This is a genomic window from Aeromonas sp. FDAARGOS 1418, assembly GCF_019048585.1.
GTDB classification, from domain to species: Bacteria; Pseudomonadota; Gammaproteobacteria; order Enterobacterales; family Aeromonadaceae; genus Aeromonas; species Aeromonas caviae.
The window spans coordinates 1,002,677-1,023,548 of sequence record NZ_CP077387.1 but is presented as its reverse complement, the minus strand read 5'-3'; the positions used below and the strand labels follow the sequence as shown (position 1 = coordinate 1,023,548).

At 59.1% G+C, this 20,872-nt stretch carries 20 protein-coding genes; 9 read left to right on the top strand and 11 right to left on the bottom strand.

Going from position 1 to position 20,872, the window contains the following annotated elements; translation table 11 throughout:
* The first annotated feature begins 269 nt into the window (after positions 1–269).
* From glnA to add, 5 genes are all read left to right on the top strand, one after another.
* Positions 270–1,679, top strand: coding sequence for a glutamate--ammonia ligase (gene glnA, locus I6L48_RS04880; protein WP_216987831.1), 1,410 nt, complete (start codon positions 270–272; stop codon positions 1,677–1,679).
* A 191-nt stretch (positions 1,680–1,870) separates the two neighbouring features.
* On the top strand, positions 1,871–2,440 hold the full coding sequence (locus I6L48_RS04875) for a DUF4124 domain-containing protein (RefSeq protein ID WP_010672525.1): 570 nt from the start codon (positions 1,871–1,873) through the stop codon (positions 2,438–2,440).
* A gap of 86 nt (positions 2,441–2,526) precedes the next feature.
* Positions 2,527–3,582, top strand: coding sequence for a nitrogen regulation protein NR(II) (gene glnL, locus I6L48_RS04870; protein WP_010672524.1), 1,056 nt, complete (start codon positions 2,527–2,529; stop codon positions 3,580–3,582).
* A gap of 9 nt (positions 3,583–3,591) precedes the next feature.
* A complete protein-coding gene (glnG, locus tag I6L48_RS04865; protein WP_010672523.1) occupies positions 3,592–5,010 on the top strand; it encodes a nitrogen regulation protein NR(I) in 1,419 nt (472 codons plus the stop codon).
* Positions 5,011–5,151: 141 nt separating this feature from the next.
* Positions 5,152–6,153, top strand: a complete 1,002-nt coding sequence (gene add / locus I6L48_RS04860; protein WP_216987830.1) for an adenosine deaminase — start codon at positions 5,152–5,154, stop codon at positions 6,151–6,153.
* Positions 6,154–6,222: 69 nt separating this feature from the next.
* Here add and hemN read toward each other — a convergent pair whose 3' ends face one another.
* The 4 genes from hemN to I6L48_RS04840 form a co-directional block, all read right to left on the bottom strand.
* The gene (hemN, locus tag I6L48_RS04855; protein WP_113070603.1) at positions 6,223–7,596 is read right to left on the bottom strand and encodes an oxygen-independent coproporphyrinogen III oxidase; all 1,374 of its coding nucleotides are present in this window, start codon (positions 7,594–7,596) and stop codon (positions 6,223–6,225) included.
* 28 nt (positions 7,597–7,624) lie between these two features.
* Positions 7,625–8,065: a DUF2489 domain-containing protein gene (locus tag I6L48_RS04850; RefSeq protein WP_053288829.1), complete on the bottom strand. Its 441-nt coding sequence runs from the start codon at positions 8,063–8,065 to the stop codon at positions 7,625–7,627.
* A gap of 11 nt (positions 8,066–8,076) precedes the next feature.
* Positions 8,077–8,658, bottom strand: coding sequence for a Der GTPase-activating protein YihI (gene yihI, locus I6L48_RS04845; protein WP_039039515.1), 582 nt, complete (start codon positions 8,656–8,658; stop codon positions 8,077–8,079).
* A gap of 800 nt (positions 8,659–9,458) precedes the next feature.
* The gene (locus I6L48_RS04840) at positions 9,459–10,076 is read right to left on the bottom strand and encodes a cytochrome c (protein ID WP_113069434.1); all 618 of its coding nucleotides are present in this window, start codon (positions 10,074–10,076) and stop codon (positions 9,459–9,461) included.
* A gap of 143 nt (positions 10,077–10,219) precedes the next feature.
* Between I6L48_RS04840 and yihA the strand changes: the two genes are divergently transcribed.
* Positions 10,220–10,873 carry a ribosome biogenesis GTP-binding protein YihA/YsxC gene (yihA, locus tag I6L48_RS04835; protein ID WP_041212162.1) on the top strand — a complete coding sequence of 218 codons (654 nt, stop codon included), beginning with the start codon at positions 10,220–10,222 and terminating at the stop codon, positions 10,871–10,873.
* A gap of 980 nt (positions 10,874–11,853) precedes the next feature.
* On the opposite strand, the gene aroE is transcribed toward yihA, so the two are convergent.
* From aroE to I6L48_RS04800, 7 genes are all read right to left on the bottom strand, one after another.
* Positions 11,854–12,675, bottom strand: a complete 822-nt coding sequence (gene aroE, locus I6L48_RS04830; RefSeq protein WP_113069431.1) for a shikimate dehydrogenase — start codon at positions 12,673–12,675, stop codon at positions 11,854–11,856.
* A 103-nt stretch (positions 12,676–12,778) separates the two neighbouring features.
* Complete coding sequence (hemF, locus tag I6L48_RS04825) at positions 12,779–13,687, bottom strand: oxygen-dependent coproporphyrinogen oxidase (RefSeq protein ID WP_113069429.1); 909 nt, start codon at positions 13,685–13,687, stop codon at positions 12,779–12,781.
* Positions 13,688–13,787: 100 nt separating this feature from the next.
* Positions 13,788–14,348 carry a Sua5/YciO/YrdC/YwlC family protein gene (locus I6L48_RS04820; RefSeq protein ID WP_039039520.1) on the bottom strand — a complete coding sequence of 187 codons (561 nt, stop codon included), beginning with the start codon at positions 14,346–14,348 and terminating at the stop codon, positions 13,788–13,790.
* Between the two features lie 273 nt (positions 14,349–14,621).
* Positions 14,622–15,179 carry a type I DNA topoisomerase gene (locus tag I6L48_RS04815; RefSeq protein ID WP_113069427.1) on the bottom strand — a complete coding sequence of 186 codons (558 nt, stop codon included), beginning with the start codon at positions 15,177–15,179 and terminating at the stop codon, positions 14,622–14,624.
* Between the two features lie 55 nt (positions 15,180–15,234).
* Positions 15,235–15,708: a DUF494 family protein gene (locus I6L48_RS04810; protein ID WP_010672510.1), complete on the bottom strand. Its 474-nt coding sequence runs from the start codon at positions 15,706–15,708 to the stop codon at positions 15,235–15,237.
* Positions 15,701–16,816 carry a DNA-processing protein DprA gene (gene dprA, locus I6L48_RS04805; RefSeq protein ID WP_113069425.1) on the bottom strand — a complete coding sequence of 372 codons (1,116 nt, stop codon included), beginning with the start codon at positions 16,814–16,816 and terminating at the stop codon, positions 15,701–15,703. Before dprA ends, I6L48_RS04810 begins: the two co-directional genes overlap by 8 nt.
* Position 16,817: 1 nt before the next feature.
* Positions 16,818–17,906 carry a LysM peptidoglycan-binding domain-containing protein gene (locus I6L48_RS04800; RefSeq protein WP_041214093.1) on the bottom strand — a complete coding sequence of 363 codons (1,089 nt, stop codon included), beginning with the start codon at positions 17,904–17,906 and terminating at the stop codon, positions 16,818–16,820.
* Between the two features lie 108 nt (positions 17,907–18,014).
* On the opposite strand from I6L48_RS04800, the gene def reads away from it, so the two are divergent.
* Genes def through rsmB form a run of 3 tightly spaced genes read left to right on the top strand, consistent with a single transcriptional unit; the run spans position 18,015 to position 20,837 of the window.
* The gene (def, locus tag I6L48_RS04795) at positions 18,015–18,527 is read left to right on the top strand and encodes a peptide deformylase (RefSeq protein WP_010672507.1); all 513 of its coding nucleotides are present in this window, start codon (positions 18,015–18,017) and stop codon (positions 18,525–18,527) included.
* Between the two features lie 12 nt (positions 18,528–18,539).
* Positions 18,540–19,484, top strand: a complete 945-nt coding sequence (fmt, locus tag I6L48_RS04790) for a methionyl-tRNA formyltransferase (protein ID WP_042015233.1) — start codon at positions 18,540–18,542, stop codon at positions 19,482–19,484.
* Between the two features lie 60 nt (positions 19,485–19,544).
* Positions 19,545–20,837 (top strand): 16S rRNA (cytosine(967)-C(5))-methyltransferase RsmB, encoded by a 1,293-nt coding sequence (gene rsmB / locus I6L48_RS04785; RefSeq protein ID WP_010672505.1) that lies wholly within the window; start codon positions 19,545–19,547, stop codon positions 20,835–20,837.
* The last annotated feature ends 35 nt before the right edge of the window (positions 20,838–20,872 follow it).

The following is a 20,872-nucleotide window of genomic DNA, read 5'->3' as shown; positions in this document are numbered from 1 at the left end:
TCACACACAACAAAGGATCAGGATCATGGACCCCGCAGCAAAAGGCTGCTTAGATGGCCTGGATACGCTGGCGCACCATCTCGGTGCACCAAAACGATCCAAGGTTGCACCACTTTAATGCAGCAACCGGCATGAGAACGGGTTTCTCGACAGCCTGAAACGGTGCAAGTGCCCTGAAATCAAGCTGTCACAAACTTGGCACGATACTGGCTTATGTGAATGTGACGACGCATTCACCCAAAGAGTTTTAACACCGGAGGTTACTTAGCATGTCAGCCCAGAACGTTTTGGCCCTGATCCAGGAACACGAAGTCAAGTTTGTTGATCTGCGTTTTACCGACACCAAGGGTAAAGAGCAGCACGTATCCATCCCTGCCCACCAGGTTGACGAAGACTTCTTCGAAGACGGCAAGATGTTCGATGGTTCCTCCATCGGCGGCTGGAAGGGCATCAACGAGTCTGACATGGTGCTGATGCCGGACCCGGCTTCCGCCAAACTGGACCCGTTCACCGAAGAGACCACTCTGAACATCGTCTGTGACGTGCTGGAACCCGCCACCATGCAAGGCTATGACCGCGATCCGCGCTCCATCGCCAAGCGTGCCGAAGATTTCCTGAAGTCCAGCGGCATCGCTGACACCGTGCTGTTCGGGCCGGAGCCGGAATTCTTCATGTTCGACAACATCACCTTCTCCAACACCATGGGCCACAGCTTCGTGAAGATCGAATCCGAAGAAGCTGCCTGGAACTCCGGTACCGACTACGAGCACGGCAACAAGGGTCACCGTCCGTTCGTCAAGGGTGGTTACTTCCCGGTTGCCCCGGTTGACTCCTCCCAGGACATCCGTGCCGCCATGTGCCTGGTGCTGGAAGAGATGGGCCAGGTCGTCGAAGCTCACCACCACGAAGTGGCGACCGCCGGTCAGAACGAGATCGCAACCCGCTTCAACACCCTCACCCTGAAGGCTGACGAAGTGCAAGTCCTGAAGTACGTGATCCACAACGTGGCCCACGCCTACAACAAGACCGTCACCTTCATGCCGAAACCCATGTTTGGCGACAACGGCTCCGGCATGCACTGCCACCAGTCCCTGGCCAAAGACGGCGTCAACCTGTTCGCAGGCGACCTGTACGGCGGTCTGTCCGAGATGGCACTGCACTACATCGGCGGCATCATCAAGCACGCCAAGGCCATCAACGCCTTCGCCAACCCGACCACCAACTCCTACAAGCGTCTGGTGCCGGGCTATGAAGCACCGGTCATGCTGGCCTACTCCGCCCGCAACCGTTCTGCCTCCATCCGTATCCCGGTCGTGCCGAGCCCGAAAGCCCGCCGCATCGAAGTACGCTTCCCGGATCCGGCTGCCAACCCGTACCTGGCCTTCGCTGCCCAGCTGATGGCCGGTCTGGACGGTATCATCAACAAGATCCATCCGGGCGATGCAATGGACAAGAACCTGTACGATCTGCCGCCGGAAGAAGCCGCCGAAGTGCCGACCGTTGCCGGTTCCCTGGACGAAGCGCTGTCCGCACTGGATGCAGACCGTGAGTTCCTGACCCGTGGTGGCGTGTTCAGCGATGACTTCATCAACTCCTATCTGGAACTGAAACAGCAGGATGTTGACCGCGTGCGCATGACCCCGCACCCGCTGGAGTTCGAGCTGTACTACTCCGTCTAATCCGCTTTCCCATGACAAACCCGCCATCTGGCGGGTTTTTTTCATTCTGGCAACGGAAATTCCGCCGAACGGGCACGATCATGCAGAAAGATGATCCCGTTCACGGAGCCGTACCACCCTCGGCTGCTCACACCCCGACCCCGTGGTTTTTCTCTGATAGGATTAAGGTGAACCCCGTCAAGGAGAGATGGATGAACACTGTACCCTGGCTGCTGAGCCTCCTGCTGATGGCCTCCTGCTCCGCACAGGCCGCCCGCGTCTACTCCTGGGTCGATCCCCAGGGGGTGACCCACTACACCGATGCCCCTCCTCCCGGCAAGAGCGCAAAAGAGGTGGACCTGCGGGTCTCGCCGCTCATCGGCACAGCCCCCCACTCGGTCCAGGTGGACAACTTCAACAGCCTGACCGGTGTCGATGCCAGGAAAGCCCTGGAAGCCGCTCCCCTGGAGATCGACCTCATCTCTCCGGAACCGGGCAGCACATTGCGCGACAATACCGGCAACATCGTCTTCCAGGGCGAGATCTCTCCCCAGGTCCCGGTGCAATACGATGTGCGTCTTATCCTGAACGGCAAGGCGGTGCCCCTGGTTCACAACAGCCTGGCCATACGGGTGGAAAACCTCGATAGGGGCGCCTACGAGGCACGGCTCGAGTTGCTCGCCAAAGACGGTACGATCCTTGCTAAATCTAAGCCAACCACCTTTTACCTGCACAGGGCGTCGGTGAATCAGGCTCCCAGAGCCGCCCCCAAAGCCAATTAGGGGTGATGTGACGCACCGATGCGGGTAAACTTGATGCACTACATTGGTGCATTCTAGGTGTACAGCACCGTTTTAGGGAGAAACCTGTGCCAACCCGCTCGGACAACGCCAAGACACTCTTGGACAATCTGCTGACCGCCGTCATTCTCATGGATGAACGTCTCTGCATTCAATTCGTCAACCCGGCGGCAGAGCAGCTGCTTTCCCTCAGCGAACGACGACTGATCGGCATCGAACTGCCCCACCTGCTGGAACACATCTCTCTCGATCTGCAGCGTTTCAAACAGTGCCTCATTTCGGGGCAGGGCTTCACCGACAGCGAAGTCACCCTGGTGGTGGAGGGGGAGCCCAGGCTGGTGGAGATCAGCGTCAGTCCCATGGCCGATCATGAACAGCGACTGATGGTGGTAGAACTGCGCAAGATCGATCAGCAGAAGAAGATCAGCCAGGAGCTGCAGCAACACGCCCAGCAGCAGGCCGCCAAGGAGCTGGTGCGCGGCCTGGCGCACGAGATCAAGAACCCCCTGGGGGGATTGCGCGGCGCGGCCCAACTGCTGCAAAAGGAGTTGCCCGACCCGGCCTTGCGTGAATACACCGGCATCATCATCGAGCAGGCCGATCGCCTGCGGGTGCTGGTCGACAGGTTGCTCGGCCCCCAGCGTCCCGGCCGTCACCAGATGCACAACGTTCACTCCGTGCTGGAACAAGTGCGCCGTCTGGTGGACCTGGAGCTGCCGCCGCAGATCCGCATCGAGCGGGACTACGACCCCAGCATCCCCGAATTCGAGATGGAATCGGACCAGCTGCAACAGGCGTTCCTGAACATAGTGCGCAACGCCGCCGAGGCCCTTGGGGATCAGGACGGCCTCATCCGCATCAAGACGCGCACCGCCTTCCAGATCACCATCCATGGCCAGCGCTATCGCCTGGCGGCCGAAATCAAGATCATCGACAACGGCCCCGGCATTCCCGACGCCATTCGCGACACCCTCTTCTACCCCATGATCACCGGCAAGGAAGGGGGAACGGGCCTGGGCCTCTCCATCGCCCAGAACCTGATCGATCAGCACAAGGGTCGCATCGACTGCATCAGCTGGCCGGGCCACACCGAATTCACCATTTATCTACCACTTCGCAAATAAGGGAACCTCATGACAGCAAAAGTGTGGATCGTCGATGACGACAGCTCCATCCGGTGGGTTCTGGAGCGCACCCTTGGCAGCGAAGGCTTCGAATGCGAAAGTTTCGCCGACGGCGAAGCCCTGCTGAGTTCACTGGAGATGCGCTCACCGGACGTGATCCTCTCTGATATCCGCATGCCGGGCATCGACGGCCTGAGCCTGCTGGAGCAGATCCATCGCCGCCAGGCCGATCTGCCCATCATCATCATGACGGCCCACTCGGACCTCGACAGCGCGGTCAACGCCTACCAGCGCGGTGCCTTCGAATACCTGCCCAAGCCGTTCGACATCGACGAAGCGGTCACCCTGGTACGCCGGGCCGAGAACCACCTCAAGGAGCAGCGGACCAAGCGCAAGGCTCGCCAACAGGAAGCCACCACCACTCCGGAGATCATCGGCGAAGCCCCTGCCATGCAGGAGGTGTTCCGCGCCATCGGCCGGCTGTCGCGCTCCAGCATCTCGGTGCTCATCAACGGTCAAAGCGGTACCGGCAAGGAGCTGGTTGCCCATGCCCTGCACAAGCACAGCCCCCGGGCCCACAAGAACTTCATCGCCCTCAACATGGCGGCCATCCCGAAAGATCTCATCGAATCCGAGCTGTTCGGTCATGAGAAGGGAGCCTTCACCGGCGCCAACAACATTCGTCACGGCCGCTTCGAACAGGCCGATGGCGGCACCCTGTTTCTCGACGAAATAGGCGACATGCCGCTGGACGTGCAGACCCGGTTGCTGCGGGTACTGGCGGACGGGCAGTTCTACCGGGTTGGCGGCCACCAACCGGTGCAGGTGGATGTGCGGATCATTGCCGCCACCCACCAGAATCTGGAGAAGCGGGTCGCCGACGGCGAGTTTCGGGAAGACCTGTTCCACCGCCTCAACGTCATCCGCATCCATATTCCGGCCCTCAAGGAGCGCCGGGAGGACATCCCCCAGCTGGCCCAGCACTTCCTGCTGCGAGCCGCCAAGGAGCTGAACGTGGAGGCCAAGAGCCTGCACCCGGATACCCAGACCTACATCAGCCGCCTGCCCTGGCCGGGCAACGTGCGCCAGCTGGAGAACGTCTGCCGCTGGCTGACGGTGATGGCCTCGGGCCAGGAGGTGCTGGTAGGCGATCTGCCCACCGAGCTGCTGACTCCCATCACCAGCACCGCCGAGCCGGGCCAGCCCGCCCTGACCGGTGGCTGGCAGCAGCAGTTGCAGGACTGGGTGGCCGCCAAGCTGGCGCTGGGGGAGACAGATATCCTGGCGGATGCCATGCCCCAGTTCGAACGGATCATGCTGGAGACGGCACTGGATCACACCCACGGTCACAAGCAGGAGGCTGCCCGCCTGCTCGGCTGGGGCCGCAATACCCTGACCCGCAAGCTCAAGGAGCTCGACATTCCCTGAGCCTGCGGGAAAAACGATTCCCATCACGCCTTGAGGGAAAGCCTGACCAATCACACCCCGTTTGCTTGCAAACGGGGTATCTTTTTCAGGCGCCCCGCCTAGAATGGCAGGCTTTCCAACCCGACTCGCAGAAGGTGCCCCATGATTGACAGATCCCTCCCCCTGACCGACCTGCATCGCCATCTGGATGGCAACATCCGCCCGCAGACCATTCTCGAGCTGGGACGTCAGCACAACATCCGACTGCCGGCCGACGAGCTTGAAGCCCTGCGCCCGCACGTGCAGATCGTCGAGAACGAGCCGAGTCTGGTGGCCTTCCTGAAGAAACTGGACTGGGGTGTAGCCGTGCTGGCCGACTACGATGCCTGCCGCCGGGTCGCCTACGAGAACGTGGAAGATCTGCTGCGTGCCGGGATCGACTATGCCGAGCTGCGCTTCAGCCCGGCCTACATGGCGATGACCCACAAACTTCACCCGCAGGGCGTGGTCGAAGCCATCATCGACGGCGTGGCCGCAGGCAGCCGTGACTTCGGCATCAAGACCAACCTGATCGGCATCATGAGCCGTACCTTCGGCACCGAGCAGTGCAAGCAGGAGCTTGATGCCTGTCTGGCTCATCGCGATCGCCTGGTCGCCATCGATCTGGCCGGCGACGAACTGGGCTTCCCGGGCGATCTCTTCACCGACCACTTCCGCCGGGTGCGGGATGCAGGCATGCGGGTCACCGTGCACGCCGGTGAAGCCGCCGGCCCCGAGAGCATGTGGCAGGCCATTCGCGAGCTGGGAGCCGAGCGCATCGGCCACGGCGTCAAGGCCATCCAGGATCCGGCCCTGATGGCCTATCTGGCCGAACACCGCATCGGCATCGAGTCCTGCCTCACCTCCAACCTCCAGACCACCACGGTGGCGAGTCTGGCCGAGCATCCTATCCGCCAGTTCCTGGCCGCCGGCGTGCTGGCCTGCCTCAATACCGACGATCCGGCGGTGGAGGGGATCGACCTGCCCCATGAATACGAGGTGGCGGCCTCGGCTGCCAGCATGACGGTGAGCGAGATCCGCACCGCCCAGCAGAACGGCCTGACCCTGGCCTTCCTGAGCGAAGCCGAGAAGGCCGAGCTGAGTGCCCGTGCGGCTCAACGCTGAGCAGGGGTAAAACCCAATAAAAAAACCGCCGAAAGGCGGTTTTTTTATTGTCCCACGACATTGCCCGGCCTAGATCACCCGGGAGAACTGCTGCTGGCGCGCCTTGTTGCGCAGGTAGACATCGAAGCACATGCAGATGTTGCGGATCAGCAGCTGACCGGTGGAGACCACCTCCAGCCCCTCTTCGGTCATGCGCACCAGGCCGTCATCGATGAAGGTCTGCAACAGCTTGAGATCCTCGGCAAAATACTCCTTGAACACCAGGCCGTGGGCCTGCTCCACAGCGGCGAAGTTCAGGGAAAAATCGCAGATGAGGCGCTTGATCACCTCACGACGGATCAGATCGTCCCGATTGAGGGAGCACCCCTTCAACTGGGCATGGCCCAGTGACTCGACCTGGGCATAGTAGGTTTTGAGATCCTTCTGGTTCTGGGAATAGGCATCCCCCATCATGCTGATGGAGGAGACCCCCAGCCCCAGCAGATCGCAATCCCCCTGGGTGGTATAGCCCTGGAAGTTGCGATGCAGCTTGCCCTCGCGCTGGGCGACGGCCAGCTCGTCATCGGGCTTGGCAAAGTGGTCCATGCCGATGAACTGATAACCCTGGCCGGTCAGGAAGGCAATGGTGTCCTGCAGCATGGCCAGCTTCTCCTGCGGCGCCGGCATGTCCGCTTCTTTCAGCTTGTGCTGTGCGGCAAAACGGCTCGGCAGGTGGGCATAGTTGAAGATGGAGAGGCGGGCCGGGTCGGTCTTGAGCACCTCTTCCAGGGTGTGATGGAAGCTCTCCCGGTTCTGGTGCGGCAGACCGTAGATGAGATCCAGATTGGTGGAGCGGAACCCCAGCTCGCGGGCACGAACCAGCATGGCGCGGATGAAGTCGTTGTCCTGCTCCCGATTGACCGCGACCTGGACCGCCTTGTTGAAGTCCTGAACGCCAAGGCTGATGCGGTTGAAACCGAGCTCCCGCAGCACATCCAGCATGGACAATTCGATCTCGCGGGGATCCACCTCGATGCTGATCTCCCCCTCCTCGGCGAAGTGGAAGTGCTCCCGCAACATGGCCATCAGACGACGAGTCTGGGGTTCGCTCAGATAGGTGGGTGTGCCGCCACCCCAGTGCAGCTGGGTGACCAGTCTCTCCTTGAACAGGGGGGCCTGGCCCTTGATCTCCTGTTCGAGGTAGTCGAGGTATTGATCTGCCTTGTGCTGGTGCCGGGTAATGACCTTGTTGCAGCCGCAGTAGTAGCAGAGCTTGTGACAGAAGGGGATATGCACGTAGAGCGACAGATTGCGTGCAGGATACTGGCCCGCTGCCTGGACAAAGTCCGGATAGCCGAACCCCTCGTTGAACTCCAGCGCAGTGGGATAGGAGGTGTAACGCGGACCACTGTAGTTGTATTTTTCGATCAGGGCCTGATCCCACACAATCTGTTCTGCTTGCACGCTTGCTTCCTCTGTCTTTGTCATGGGCTCACCGGCTTAACTGAAAATCCTTCAGTCTGGCGACATCCTCAAGGATCTGCGCCTCCAGCTCGGCCTCGTAGCCGCTGCGTTCGAGATCCATCTTCATCACTTCATTGCGCTTGAGTGCCCGCCTCGCCTCATGGGTCGGCATCTCCTTCACCTTCTCATAGAGGCCGTAGAGCCCCGGGAACTCGGTGGCAAAGGCGCGGCCCCCCTTTATTTGCAAGGCATCCAGCAGATTGGTCAGCCGGATGGCGCCTTCTGAGTAGTCGCACTGACCATCTCGTACCGCGTGGGCGATCACCCTGACACTCTCCAGGATCCGCTCGTTGCGGGCCGCAATGGCGTGCTGCTGCATCTCTTGCTGGCGTTTGAGGCGCGCCATCAGGGCGCCGGCATAGACGGCAAGCCCCAGCAAAATCAGGCCACCCAACAGGGCGGCCAGCATCCATCCACTCATCACTTTTTCTTCGGCTCGGGTTTGGCTTCAGGCTGGTAGTCCGCCTGAGAGAAACGCTCCCACAACTCCTCTTCGGAGGCAGGCTGACTCGGCTCGTCAAAATCGGCATCATCAAAATCCATGTCGCCATCTTCGTCATCGTCGTTGTCGATGATACCGAGCTCGTCCATCAGCTCCTGATAACGGTCAACCCGCTGATCGACCCATGCCTGCTCTGCGGCCTCCAGGGTTTCACCGGCATCCAGACGATCCAGCAAGGCATTGAGGCGATCATCATTCTCGATGGACGCCAGCTCCTGCTCGGGGGTCATCACCACCCGCTTCTCTTTCGCAGGCTTGGTCGCCACCGGCTTGCTACCCTTCTCGTCGGCAATCAGCGCGATGGGCTTGCGAGAGCCGATGCGTGGATCCTTGGCCTGCTTGGAGCCGCTCTTTTTGCCCGCCTGCTCGACCTGTTGGCGGGAGCCCGCCTTCAGGCCCTTGCGCTTGGCGGCGCGCTTGCGCTCACGACCTTCCTGGGCACTGGCATCTGATTCTTTGCGCTTGCCGGTAGGCTTGCGGTTGGGTTGTTTGGCCGACATGAATGACTCCGACAAATAACTGAATGGAAACCCCCGGAGCGTGTCGTCCGGGGAGGATGCTGAAGCGGGGAACAGTAAATATGGAACAAGAGTGGGATCCCGCACCAATTCGACCACGTTGGGTCGCTGAACACCGCAGGATCGGCATCCTCTGGGCATGTTGCTGGTATTTTGACACAGAATGTCTTGGCGGGTTAATGACCCAATAGAAAAAAGGCAGCCGAAGCTGCCTTTTTCCATCATGCGAGTTCCATTCCCTGGTAGCCAATCGCCTTATCCCTGGGCGAACCACGGCGCATCATTTCGTTGGATCATCCTGATCCTTATTGACCAGTCCTGAGTGTGCGTGTGTTTGTTTGTCTAACCCAAACCGGCGACATCCTGCCTCCCATCGGGGTGGTTACCTCCCGCAGCCCCGCTCATCCCTGGCGGTCACCATCCTGGCTTTTTGCATCTATTGCTCATCGCATGCTCCGAGCCGACATCCTGTCAAACCGAAGACGGGTCTTGCACCCTCTCTCCGGCCAATCCTGATTGCCTACTGTAACTTCTTCGCTGGATGACTCAATCAACCAAAGCACATTTCGAACTGGTACAAAGTGATGATTTATTTCTTAATTAATTGAAAAACAAAACATAAAAAAATATCTGTGAGCGATCTTTCAGACACGACCAGCCCCGTATATAGAAGATCTCTTACAGCAATGCAGGCTGTTTACGGGCGATCGCTACAACCTCAAAAAAGAACAGGGAACACAATGGTTCCCTGTTCTTTTCAACAAGATAACTGACAGGCTATATCAGTGAAGCCCCGCCACATACTTGGAGAGCGCCTCGATGTCCTGATCCGTCAGTTTCTTGGCCACATCCCGCATCATGCCATTGGGATCGTTGTCGCGGGTCGCCGAACGAAAAGCGGTGAGCTGGGCCTTGATATAGGCGGGATGCTGCCCTGACAGGCTGGGGTACTTCGCTTGCTCGACGCCGGAACCCCGTGGGCCATGACAGGCGGTACAGGCGGCCAGGCCTCGCTCCATGTCTCCCCCCATATAAAGCGCCTTGCCTGCGGCAACCACATCATCGGGCACGGCAACCGGCGTCACCTTCTGGCTGGAGAAATAGGCGGCAAGATCGTCCATATCCTGCTCGGACAACGGCAACGCCATGGGTCCCATGATGGGCGCAACCCGACCAGTTTGGCCAGAAGCTGCAGCCTTCAGTTCAACTAATTGTTTTTTGATATATGATGCGTGCTGACCAGCAATCTTGGGATACATGTCGACTGGGCTGTTGCCGTCCGGTCCATGACAGGCCGCACAGACGGCAGCCTTGGTTTGTCCCGCAGCGGCATCGCCCTTGGCTTGTGCCATCCCAGTTACGCCAACCATCAGAGCAAGTGTAATGACTAGGTTCTTCATGGCGTTCCAACTTTCTCGTTATTAGGCTTCCAGATCCCATGCCGCTGAAGGCATGTTAAAATAAACGCGTTCAAGCGACGCCATTTTACACTATTTCACAAAAAAGTAACTCTATAACCCTCTATCTCTATGGGGAATTTACGTTGGATACACAAACTCTGAATTTCAATAAGGTGCATTTTGTGACCAGCGCACCCGACATCCGCCACCTGCCAAATGATGGGGGTGTCGAGATTGCGTTTGCCGGTCGTTCCAACGCTGGCAAATCGTCTGCATTGAATACCTTGACCAAACACAAGAACCTGGCGCGTACCAGTAAGACCCCTGGCCGTACTCAGCTGATCAACCTGTTTGAGCTGGAGCCGGGCAAACGCCTGGTAGACTTGCCTGGCTATGGATATGCCCAGGTTCCGCTGGAAATGAAGCTCAAGTGGCAAAAGTCACTGGCTGAATACCTGCAGCGACGGGAGTCCCTGAAAGGGCTGGTGATCCTGATGGACATCCGCCATCCGCTCAAGGAAACCGACATGAACATGCTGGAATGGAGTTCACACCGTGAACTGCCGGTGATGCTGTTGCTGACCAAGGCGGACAAGTTAAGCCCGGGGCCCCGCAACAACCAGGTGATCAAGGTTCGTCAGGCGGTGGCAGAACTGGGCCCGCAGATCCAGGTTGAAGCATTCTCTTCTCTGACCAATATCGGCGTCGAGAAGCTGGCCCAGACCCTGAGCGGCTGGTATCTATCCGAAGCAGACAACGCCCAGGCAGACGACGAAGATCATCAGAACGAGGAGTAAACGACTCCTCTCCCTGGCTGCAATTGGCGGAGTTGGACCTCCGCTGATTGAAAGACTTTCATGATCCCCCCATCTCCGAGCCCTTCCTCCCCGCCTTCGCCACCTCTGAAGAAAAACCTAAAAAAATATATTTAAATCATACCGATAGCATGTTTAGACGCGAAAAGAATTAACTAATCATCAACCTGATAGCGTTTTCATGAATATCGAGTAGAAAATCAGAATTGAAGGCTGTAACAAACGAAACTGAAATTTAATTACACAATGAGGCAATATAGGGATAAAAATGAGGCCGGTATTGTCATTGCAAACCGGCCTGAAGAAATGAGTTCAAAAATTTGGGAAAAAGCGAGTTCTCGAGAACAAAGACGATTGGTTTTCCTCAAGAAGCGCCTTCATTCTAACAAAGAACGGCAACAATTAAAGCATTTACTCTAAATGTTGCGCATAAAAAAACGCCCCGACGATGACTCATCGGGGCTGCTATTCAGCCACATTCAATTACGTGAAATAAAAGGTCTGAAAGATAGAACATCTTACCTCTGTACCCTACGCCCACAACTGTACAGCAAAGCAGCAGAAAGTGAAAGTAATTTATGTAATTTAGTTTCAAATATGAGGGAAGGAAAAAATATTCATAATTTTCATGTAGATAAAAAAATCCCCAGTACGAATACCGGGGAGTTATAAAGGTGACTAGCTAGCACTTCCTCAACTATTCAGTTAGTCAGCAGTCCGTTACAGAAGTTCCGCTGCTTTGAGAAAAAACTCAAAAAAATCCTGCGAGTGACGGAAAAGTAAAAGTAACTTATTGTTACGCAATGGTTTTATAAAAATGGCACCGGTTCTGCCACACACCCACCGCAGAACGACCGTTTCACATCACACGTGCCGTTCCGCATCACGAGGGAGCCCTTATCCAGAGATGCAGAATCTCTACATCAGATCTGCCGACAGCCCAATAGAGCGCACAAGCTGGTTCACACGACGCGCAGATTGCGCTGCAACTCTCTCAATACCTGCTTGGTGCCGGGCCGGATCCCTCGCCATACGGTAAAGGCCTCAGCAGCCTGCTCGACCAGCATGCCCAATCCATCCATGGTATGGCGCGCACCATGTTGCTTGGCCCAGCCGATGAAGGCTGTGTCCGTTGCGCCATACATCATGTCGTAGATCGCGATGTCCGGGTGGATGAGGGTTGGAGCCAAAGGTGGCAACTCACCTTGCAGACTGGCTGAGGTGGAATTGATGATGAGATCGAACGGCCCCACCAGCTGTTCATAGGATTGAGCCGTGATGCTGCCCAGATCCTTGAACTCCACAGCCAGCTGTTCCGCCTTGGCATGGGTACGGTTGACCACGACGATCTCGCCCGGCGCTTCCGCCAGCAGGGGGGCCAGGGCACCACGAGCAGCGCCACCGGCCCCCAGAAGCAGGATCCTGCTACCGGCAAGGTTCACTCCGTGAGCCTTGAGATCGGCGACCAGCCCGGCGCCGTCGGTATTGTCACCCAGCAGCACACCATCATCCGTCAGTTTGATGGTGTTGACCGCTCCCGCCCGCTTGGCCCTGGGGCTCAGCCGCTCCACCAGCCCAAAGGCTTGCTCCTTGAAAGGTACGGTCACGTTGCACCCCTTCCCTCCTTCGGCGAAGAAGTGGTTCAGAGCGCTGGCAAACTCATCGACAGCAGGTTCTGCCAGACCATACTCCAGCGCTTGCTGGGTCTGCCTGGCAAACAGGGTATGAATGAAGGGAGATTTGCTGTGGCGCACGGGGTGGCCAAAAACCAGATAACGATCCATCAAGGCGTTCCTTTTGAGGGCAATATCCCGATTTAACGGGTTTTCTCATGAAGGAACAAGCCGAATATCGGCCAATAAGAAGGGGCCATCATGGCCCCTCTGGTCACAACCACTCGCGCGATTTGAGGTAGTCGCTGTAGAGCAATGCCTCCGGGCTGCCAGCCTCCGGCTGCCAGTCGTACTCCCAGCGCGCCAGCGGCGGCATCGACATCAGAATGGATTCGGTGCGCCCCCCCGTCTGCAGTCCGAACAGGGTCCCGCGGTCGTAGACCAGATTGAACTCCACGTAGCGGCCACGGCGATAAAGCTGGAATGCCCGTTCCCGCTCCCCATAAGCAAGCTCCTTACGTCGCTCGACAATCGGCAAGTAGGCCGCCAGGTAACCCTCACCCACTGCACGCATGAAGGCAAAGCAGTCGGCAAATGGCCAGCGGTTCAGGTCATCGAAGAAAAGACCACCCACCCCGCGCGTCTCGCCCCGATGCTTGAGGAAGAAGTAATGATCGCACCAGGATTTGAACTCGGGATAAATGTCGGTGCCGAACGGCTGACAGAGCTCATGGGAGACCTGATGCCAATGCCTCACGTCCTCTTCGAACGGATAGAAGGGCGTCAGGTCGAAGCCGCCACCAAACCACCAGATCGGCTCCTCCCCCTCTTTCTCGGCGATGAAGAACCGCACATTCGCATGGCTGGTCGGTACATAGGGATTATGCGGGTGGATCACCAGCGATACCCCCATGGCCTCAAACCTGCGGCCAGCCAGTTCGGGACGATGTGCGGTCGCGGATGCCGGCATGGCATCGCCATAGACATGGGAGAAGTTGACCCCACCTTGCTCGATCACCGCCCCCTGACGCAGCACCCGTGTTCTACCGCCACCACCACCTTCGCGACTCCAGGCATCTTCCACAAAGCGCCCGCATCCATCGGCCTGCTCCAGGCCACGGCAGATATCATCCTGCAATTGCAGCAGGAAGGCTTTTACCTGGGCCACATCCGGTTTGCTCATTTTATCTCCTGTCAGACAGGCATCATGCATGCACTGCCTGCACTTCTCGTATTGTCATGACCTCATCGCACAACCTGCATGAAACAGGGCCGTGCCCAACTCAGGATGGGCGAATAATGGCCCCGGTGCGGGCGTCCTTGATTTCGGACGGGTTGGCTTGCCCCCCGACTTCGCCGGGCAGAATGTAAGCCAGCTGGCTTGCCAGCAGATCGCCAATATCAGCCACCCGGCGAGCGGGCTCCTCACCGGTGAGATTGGCACTGGTGGACACCAGCGGTTTGCCAAATGCCCGGCAAAGCCCTTGCACCTGGGGATGACCTGTGACCCGCACCGCCAGGGTCTCGAACTGACCGGTCAACCAGGACGGCGTCGTCGCGCGAGCGGGCATGATCCAGGTGAAGGGACCAGGCCAGCTCGCCTGCACGCGAGCAAGCTGCTCATCGCTGAGTTGACTCAGGTCGATGTAGTCCTGCAATTGCGCCAGATCTGCCGCGATCAGGATCAATCCCTTCTCCACCGGCCGCTGCTTGATGGCCAGCAGCCGCTGCACGGCGGCTTCGGAATCAGGATCACACCCCAGACCAAACACGGCTTCGGTGGCATAGGCGATAACCCCTTCTCCTTGAAGGGCGGCAACCGCTTGTTCAAATTCATTTGGCATAAGCACATGCGACAGCCACGCTGCCGCCTCTCATCACTGGATTGTATGTTGAACCGACATGACGGCATCTGGGCCATCACTGCTGCGATATGGGCTATATCCCTGCTCCTCTTCAGTCATGCATTTCGGTTCAGACGCTTGAGTGCATCAGTGAACCGAGCAACCGCAGGGAGCTTGAGATGGCGATCAGGAGCAGGGCGACTTGGGCGATGCGCATCGGCTCACAACCTCACGCTGACCAGCAATCCGCCTGCCTGATCACGGGCGGCGAGATTATACCCGCTCAATCTGGTGGGAGCATTTCTTTTGCGGGCAGACCCAGCGCAGGTTTCCCCGCACCTTCTTCTCGACCATGATGCCCCAGCCACACTCGGGACAGGGCATGGGAACCGGCTTGTCATTCACCACATACTTGCAGTGAGGATAGGCGTCACACGAGTAGAACTGTTTGCCATAACGGGACGTGCGGCTCACCAGATGACCTTTGCCACACTCCGGGCAGAGGATTTGGGTATCGTCACTCTCCTGAAGGGATTCGATATGCTGACAGGCCGGGTACTGGGTACATCCCACAAACAGACCGTAACGACCCTTCTTGATGGCCAGTGGACGGCCACACTCCGGACAGGACGACCCCTCAAGCACTTTCTCTATGTCGCGACCGGAGGGGGTGAGGGAGCGAATGTAATCGCAAGCGGGATAGGCTGAACAACCAAGGAAGGGACCGTGCTTGCCCTGGCGGATCACCAGTTCAGCACCACACTGCGGGCACGGCTCGCGCTCGAAGGCATGTTCGTGGGCAGAGAAGAGGTGGTGATCGATCTTTGACATGGGCCGCGCCTTGAAATCCAGATGGCCTGAATTCTACCAGCGCGGCACCGGGCTGTCAGTGGATGACGCCGTCCGACTCGTCAAACACCAGCTCTTCCATCTGCTGGTAGGCGTTTTCGCTGCCTGGCACATTGAACAGCACCATCATGACGACCCACTTCAGATCGTCCAGCTCGATGTCCGGCTTGTCCAGCTCGAGCAACCGTTCAATGCAGATTTCACGGGTTTCGGCATTCAGAACTTGCGCCTGCTCCAGGAACAGCAGGAAACCGCGACATTCAGTACTGAGGCGAACAAGCTCCTGCGGCGCATAGATCCGCATAGAGCCCTGCTGGCTTGCGGTGACATAGACTTCCCGCTCGCTGTCGTGCAGGTTGGCCAGTCGCTCCAGCCAGTTGAGCGCTTTCTCGATCTCGTCCTTGTCGAAACCGGCCCGGCTCAGTTCGTCGGTGAGTTCATCCTGCTCGACCATCACATCTGCATCGCTGTGGATGTAGGTCTCGAAAAGGTACATCAATACATCAAACATGATTCGCCCTCCTCGCTCTGACGTATCCACCGGCTACCGCCATCACTGCACCAACCAGCTCCAGCTCTACCAACCTGCCCAGTACGACATCGACAGGAAGCCGGGCCCGTTCGGCAACGGTATCCACGCTCGTGGTCTCATAATCTACGTTATCCAACAAATCGGCATAAGGCAATTCGCTATTATGCTGCGCCTCGGAAGAACCGTTGGCGGGTCCAGGGGGCAAGACCAGCCTTGGAAACTCTTCCAGGATATCGGCGGCATTCAAGACCAGCTTGGCACCCTGTTGAAGCAGACGGTTGCACCCTGCTGCCTGTGCATTTTGCGGGGCGCCGGGAACGGCAAAGACCTCGCGGCCCTGCTCCAGCGCATAACGGGCCGTGATGAGCGAACCACTCTGTTCTGCCGCTTCCACCACCAGTGTCCCCAGCGACAGGCCACTGATGATACGGTTGCGGCGAGGGAAGTGTTCAGCCAGGGGGCCTTGCTGGGGCGCCAACTCGGAAACAAGCAGGCCTTCCTGCTCGAGGATTTGCATCGCCAACCCCTGATGACGCTTGGGGTAGAGACAATCCAGACCGGACCCGAGCACCGCCAGGGTGATTCCGCCCGATGCCAGCGCCTGCTGATGGCAAACGCCATCGATGCCCAACGCGAGGCCGGAGGTGATCGCCAGACCACAGCCCACCAACTCGGCACACAAACGTGTCGCATTGTCTTTGCCGGCATAGGTGGGGTGGCGGGTACCCACCATCGCCAACTGTGGAAGGGAGAGGGATGAGACGTTCCCGCGGCAGTAGAGCAAGAGCGGGGCGCCGGGGATCTCTTTGAGCAGGGCAGGATATGCGGGGTCATCGGGACAGAGGAGGTGATTGCCGGGCTCGGCGGCCCAGCTCAATCCCTGCTCCACGACAGGAAGAGGCCATCTCATCTGCTGAATCTGGACACTCTGCAGGCCAAGAGCTCGCAGGGCGCCATCGTCTGAGTCAAACAGAGTTGTGATGTCACCACCCACATGAGCCAACAGGCGAGCGGCGGTGACCGGGCCTATGCCTGTAACGGCATCCAGCGTCAGCCATAGCGACAACCGCTCCAGTGGCAAGGGCACGTCAGAAATTACTGACCTGATAACCAGATCCGACCAGATCCTGGCTCTGCAGGATAAGACCGTAACTCAATTTGTCGTAGACCTTGAACAACATGACTCTGGCAACGGCCTCGGCAGGCAGCGATGACTTGCCGGCAGAATAGAACGCCTTGTCATAGACGGATGAATATTCCCGATATGACACCTTGCCATTCTTGTCTACCATCTCGGCTCCCGGGCGCAGGATCTCGAGCACATCGCCCGGGGCCACCTGATCACGCTCCCCCTTGTTGATGAGTACCACATCAAATTTGCCCCCACCATGTACCTTACTCGGCAGCTCGATCACATAGCCGGGGGAAATGGAGGGTGCCGCCTTTGGCATGAACACGGCAGAGATGCTCTCCTGCGACGGCAGCGGCATCACCTTGTCGCCCTGATACACCTCACGCCGGTTATGGGTCAGCGTCACTTTGGTGGTGTCGTGGGCAAGGTACTCCTCTGCCCGCACCGTGCCGACAAAAATTGCCTCCTGACCTAGCGACTCGCCGGTATGCTTGTCCTTGTATGCCACCCCCGGGCGATAGAGGCCATAACTCTGGCCCGGGTTCAGGGCTCCTTTCACATAGAGAATGTCGCCCTCCAGCATCCCGACATGCTTGTCATTGTTGCCGAGCACATAGGGCAGGTCCTTGCTCTGCTGGCTGTTGGCCAGAATGTGGTCGGTCTGCAGGAAGGGCGCTATCTCACTCAGAGGAAGGGTCGGTATGGGATTGGCCTTGTTTTCATAGCGGTTCTTGGGCGAGAGACGGATGACCTGCTTGCCCCCCTGACTGGCTTTGCCGAGCCGAGGCTCACCATTGACCCAGCTCAGGTGCAGCACGTCACCGGGATAGATCCAGTGGGGATTGGCGATCTGCGGATTGATGTTCCAGAGGCGTGGCCAGAGCCAGGGTTCGGCCAGATACTGGCCCGAGATGTCCCAGAGGGTGTCCCCTTTTTGCACCACATAAGTCTCGGGGTAACCGGATTTGAGCGTCAACTGCTGTGCCATGGCGCCACCGGCCAGGGCTGTCGCCAGGCAGGCGACGACGATTTGCTTCAGATACATAACACTCCCTGTTACTTCTGCACGCAAAGTGTTGCTGTTTTTTGTCGGCGTAAATGACTAGAATTACGTCAATATTGACTGCGTTTATATGAAACTAAAGAAAAAATTATGGCCATTCTAGATGTATTGCGTTTCCCCGATGAGCGTCTGCGCACAGTCGCGGCCCCTGTCGAAGCCTTTACACCCGAGTTACAACACATTGTAGATGATATGTTCGAAACCATGTACGCGGAGGAAGGCATCGGCCTGGCCGCGACCCAGGTCGACATTCATCAGCGCATCATCGTCATCGATGTCTCCGAGAACCGCGAAGAACAGCTGGTGTTGATCAACCCGGAGATCCTGGAGCAGTCCGGCAGCACCGGCATCGAAGAGGGCTGCCTCTCCGTGCCCGGCAACCGTGCTCTGGTTCCGCGCGCCGAGTGGGTCAAGGTCAGGGCGCAAGATCGTCACGGCAACACCTTCGAGCTGGAAGCGGACGATCTGCTCGCCATCTGCATACAACATGAGATGGATCATCTGGTCGGCAAGCTGTTTGTGGATTACTTGTCCCCGCTCAAGCGCCAGCGCATTCGTCAGAAGCTGGAAAAGATGGCCCGTGAAGATCGCAAAGTCCTCTGAGGATCCGCTCCATTGAACAAGCTGAAACTGATTTTTGCCGGTACCCCCGACTTCGCCGCCCGTCATCTGGCGGCGTTGTTGTCTTCCGGCCACGAGGTCGTCGCCGTTTATACCCAGCCGGACAAGCCCGCCGGTCGCGGCCAGAAGCTCACCGCCAGCCCGGTCAAGGAGCTGGCGCTGGCCCACGATCTGCCGGTCTATCAACCTGCCTCCCTGCGCAATGAAGCGGCGCAGGCCGAACTGGCTGCTCTGGGTGCCGATCTGATGGTCGTCGTGGCTTATGGCCTCATCCTCCCCAAGGCGGTGCTCGATACGCCGCGTCTGGGTTGCATCAACGTGCACGGCTCCCTGCTGCCGCGCTGGCGCGGTGCCGCCCCGATTCAACGCTCCATCTGGGCAGGGGATGCCGAAACCGGCGTCACCATCATGCAGATGGACGTGGGGCTGGACACCGGCGCCATGATCCGCAAGGTAACCTGCCCCATCGCCAGTGATGAGACCTCTGCCAGCCTCTATGACAAGCTGGCCGGTCTGGGCCCGCAGGCACTGGTCGATACCCTGGACGCCATGGCTGCCGGCGACACCGCCGCCGAGCCCCAGGACGATGCGCTGGCCAACTACGCCGAGAAGCTCTCCAAGGAAGAGGCCCGCATCGACTGGTCGATGGACGCCGTTGCCATCGAGCGCTGCATCCGTGCCTTCAACCCCTGGCCCATCAGCTGGTTCGACGTCGCCGGACAGACCGTCAAGGTGTGGCAGGCCGAGGTCGTCGCACAGGATCACGGCCAGGCAGCCGGCACCCTGCTCAAGGCCGACAAGCAGGGGATCGAGGTTGCCACCGGTCAGGGCGTGCTGCGCCTGCTGACCCTGCAACCTCCCGGCAAGAAGGCCATGTCCGTTTCGGATCTGCTCAACTCTCGCCGCGACTGGTTTGAACCTGGCACGCAACTGATTTGATCTGGATTGAATTGACACAAGCGGGGCCCTGGCCCCGACTTGTGCATCTAAGGTAACGCTATGAAAACACGCGCACAGGCTGCTCTCGTCATTCAACAGGTGCTGGATCAGGGTCAATCTCTCTCCGCCGTTCTGCCTGCTGCCCAGGAGAAGGTCGCCCCTCGCGATCGCGCCCTCCTGCAAGAACTCTGCTACGGCACCCTGCGCTGGCTGCCCCGTCTCGATGCGGCGGTCAGCGAGATGATGGACAAGCCGCTCAAGAACAAGAGCCGCATCTTCCACTACCTCATCCTGGTCGGCCTCTACCAGCTCATCTATACCCGCATTCCGGCTCACGCCGCCGTGGCCGAGACCGTCAACGCCGTCAAGCTGCTCAAGGGTTCTTCCCTGCGCGGCCTCATCAACGGCGTACTGCGCAACTTCCAGCGCAGCGCCGAAGTGATCCTGCTGCGCATCGACCGCGTCCCCAGCGTCCGCCTCGGCCACCCCGAATGGCTCACCAAGCGCCTGCGTCAGGCCTATCCCGATGACTGGGAGTTCATCATGGAGGCGAACAACCAGCGCCCGCCCATGTGGATCCGCAACAACAGCCAGCGCCAGAGCCGTGAGGCCATGCTGGCCCGCATGAGCGAGGCGGGCATCCCGGCCATGGCCGGTGTGGAAGGGGAAGATTGCATCCTGCTGGAGCGCCCCTGCGACGTGACCAAGCTGCCCGGCTTCGAGCAGGGTGACTGCTCGGTGCAGGACGGAGCAGCCCAGCAGGCCGCCGCCCTGCTCGATCCCCAGCCGGGCGAGTGGGTGCTGGACGCCTGCGCCGCCCCCGGTGGCAAGACCGCCCACCTGCTGGAACGCCAGCCGGCCCTTGCCGGCGTGGTTGCCGTCGACGCTGATGACAACCGCCTCAAGCGGGTGCAGGAGAACCTGGATCGTATCGGCCTTCAGGCCCAAGTGATCCACGGTGATGCCAGCACGCCGGATCTGTGGTGGCCACAGGGGCAGTTCGACCGCATCCTGCTGGATGCCCCCTGCTCCGCCACCGGCGTCATCCGCCGTCACCCCGACATCAAGTGGTTGCGCCGGGATCAGGACATCCGCGAACTGGCCGAGCTGCAACGCCGCATTCTCGACGCCCTCTGGGGCAAGCTGAAGCAGGGCGGCACCCTGCTCTACGCCACCTGTTCCGTGTTGCCGGAAGAGAACCGGGAGCAGATCCGCGCCTTCCTGGCCGATACCCCGGATGCCCGCCTGGTGCCGTTGCATGCAGAAGACACCCCGGCCTGTCCGGGTCGCCAGTTCCTGCCCGGCGAGGCGGAGATGGACGGCTTCTACTATGCCAAGCTCATCAAGCTGTAGGCCGAACCGGCGGATGGCAGGCCCGGTGACGGGCC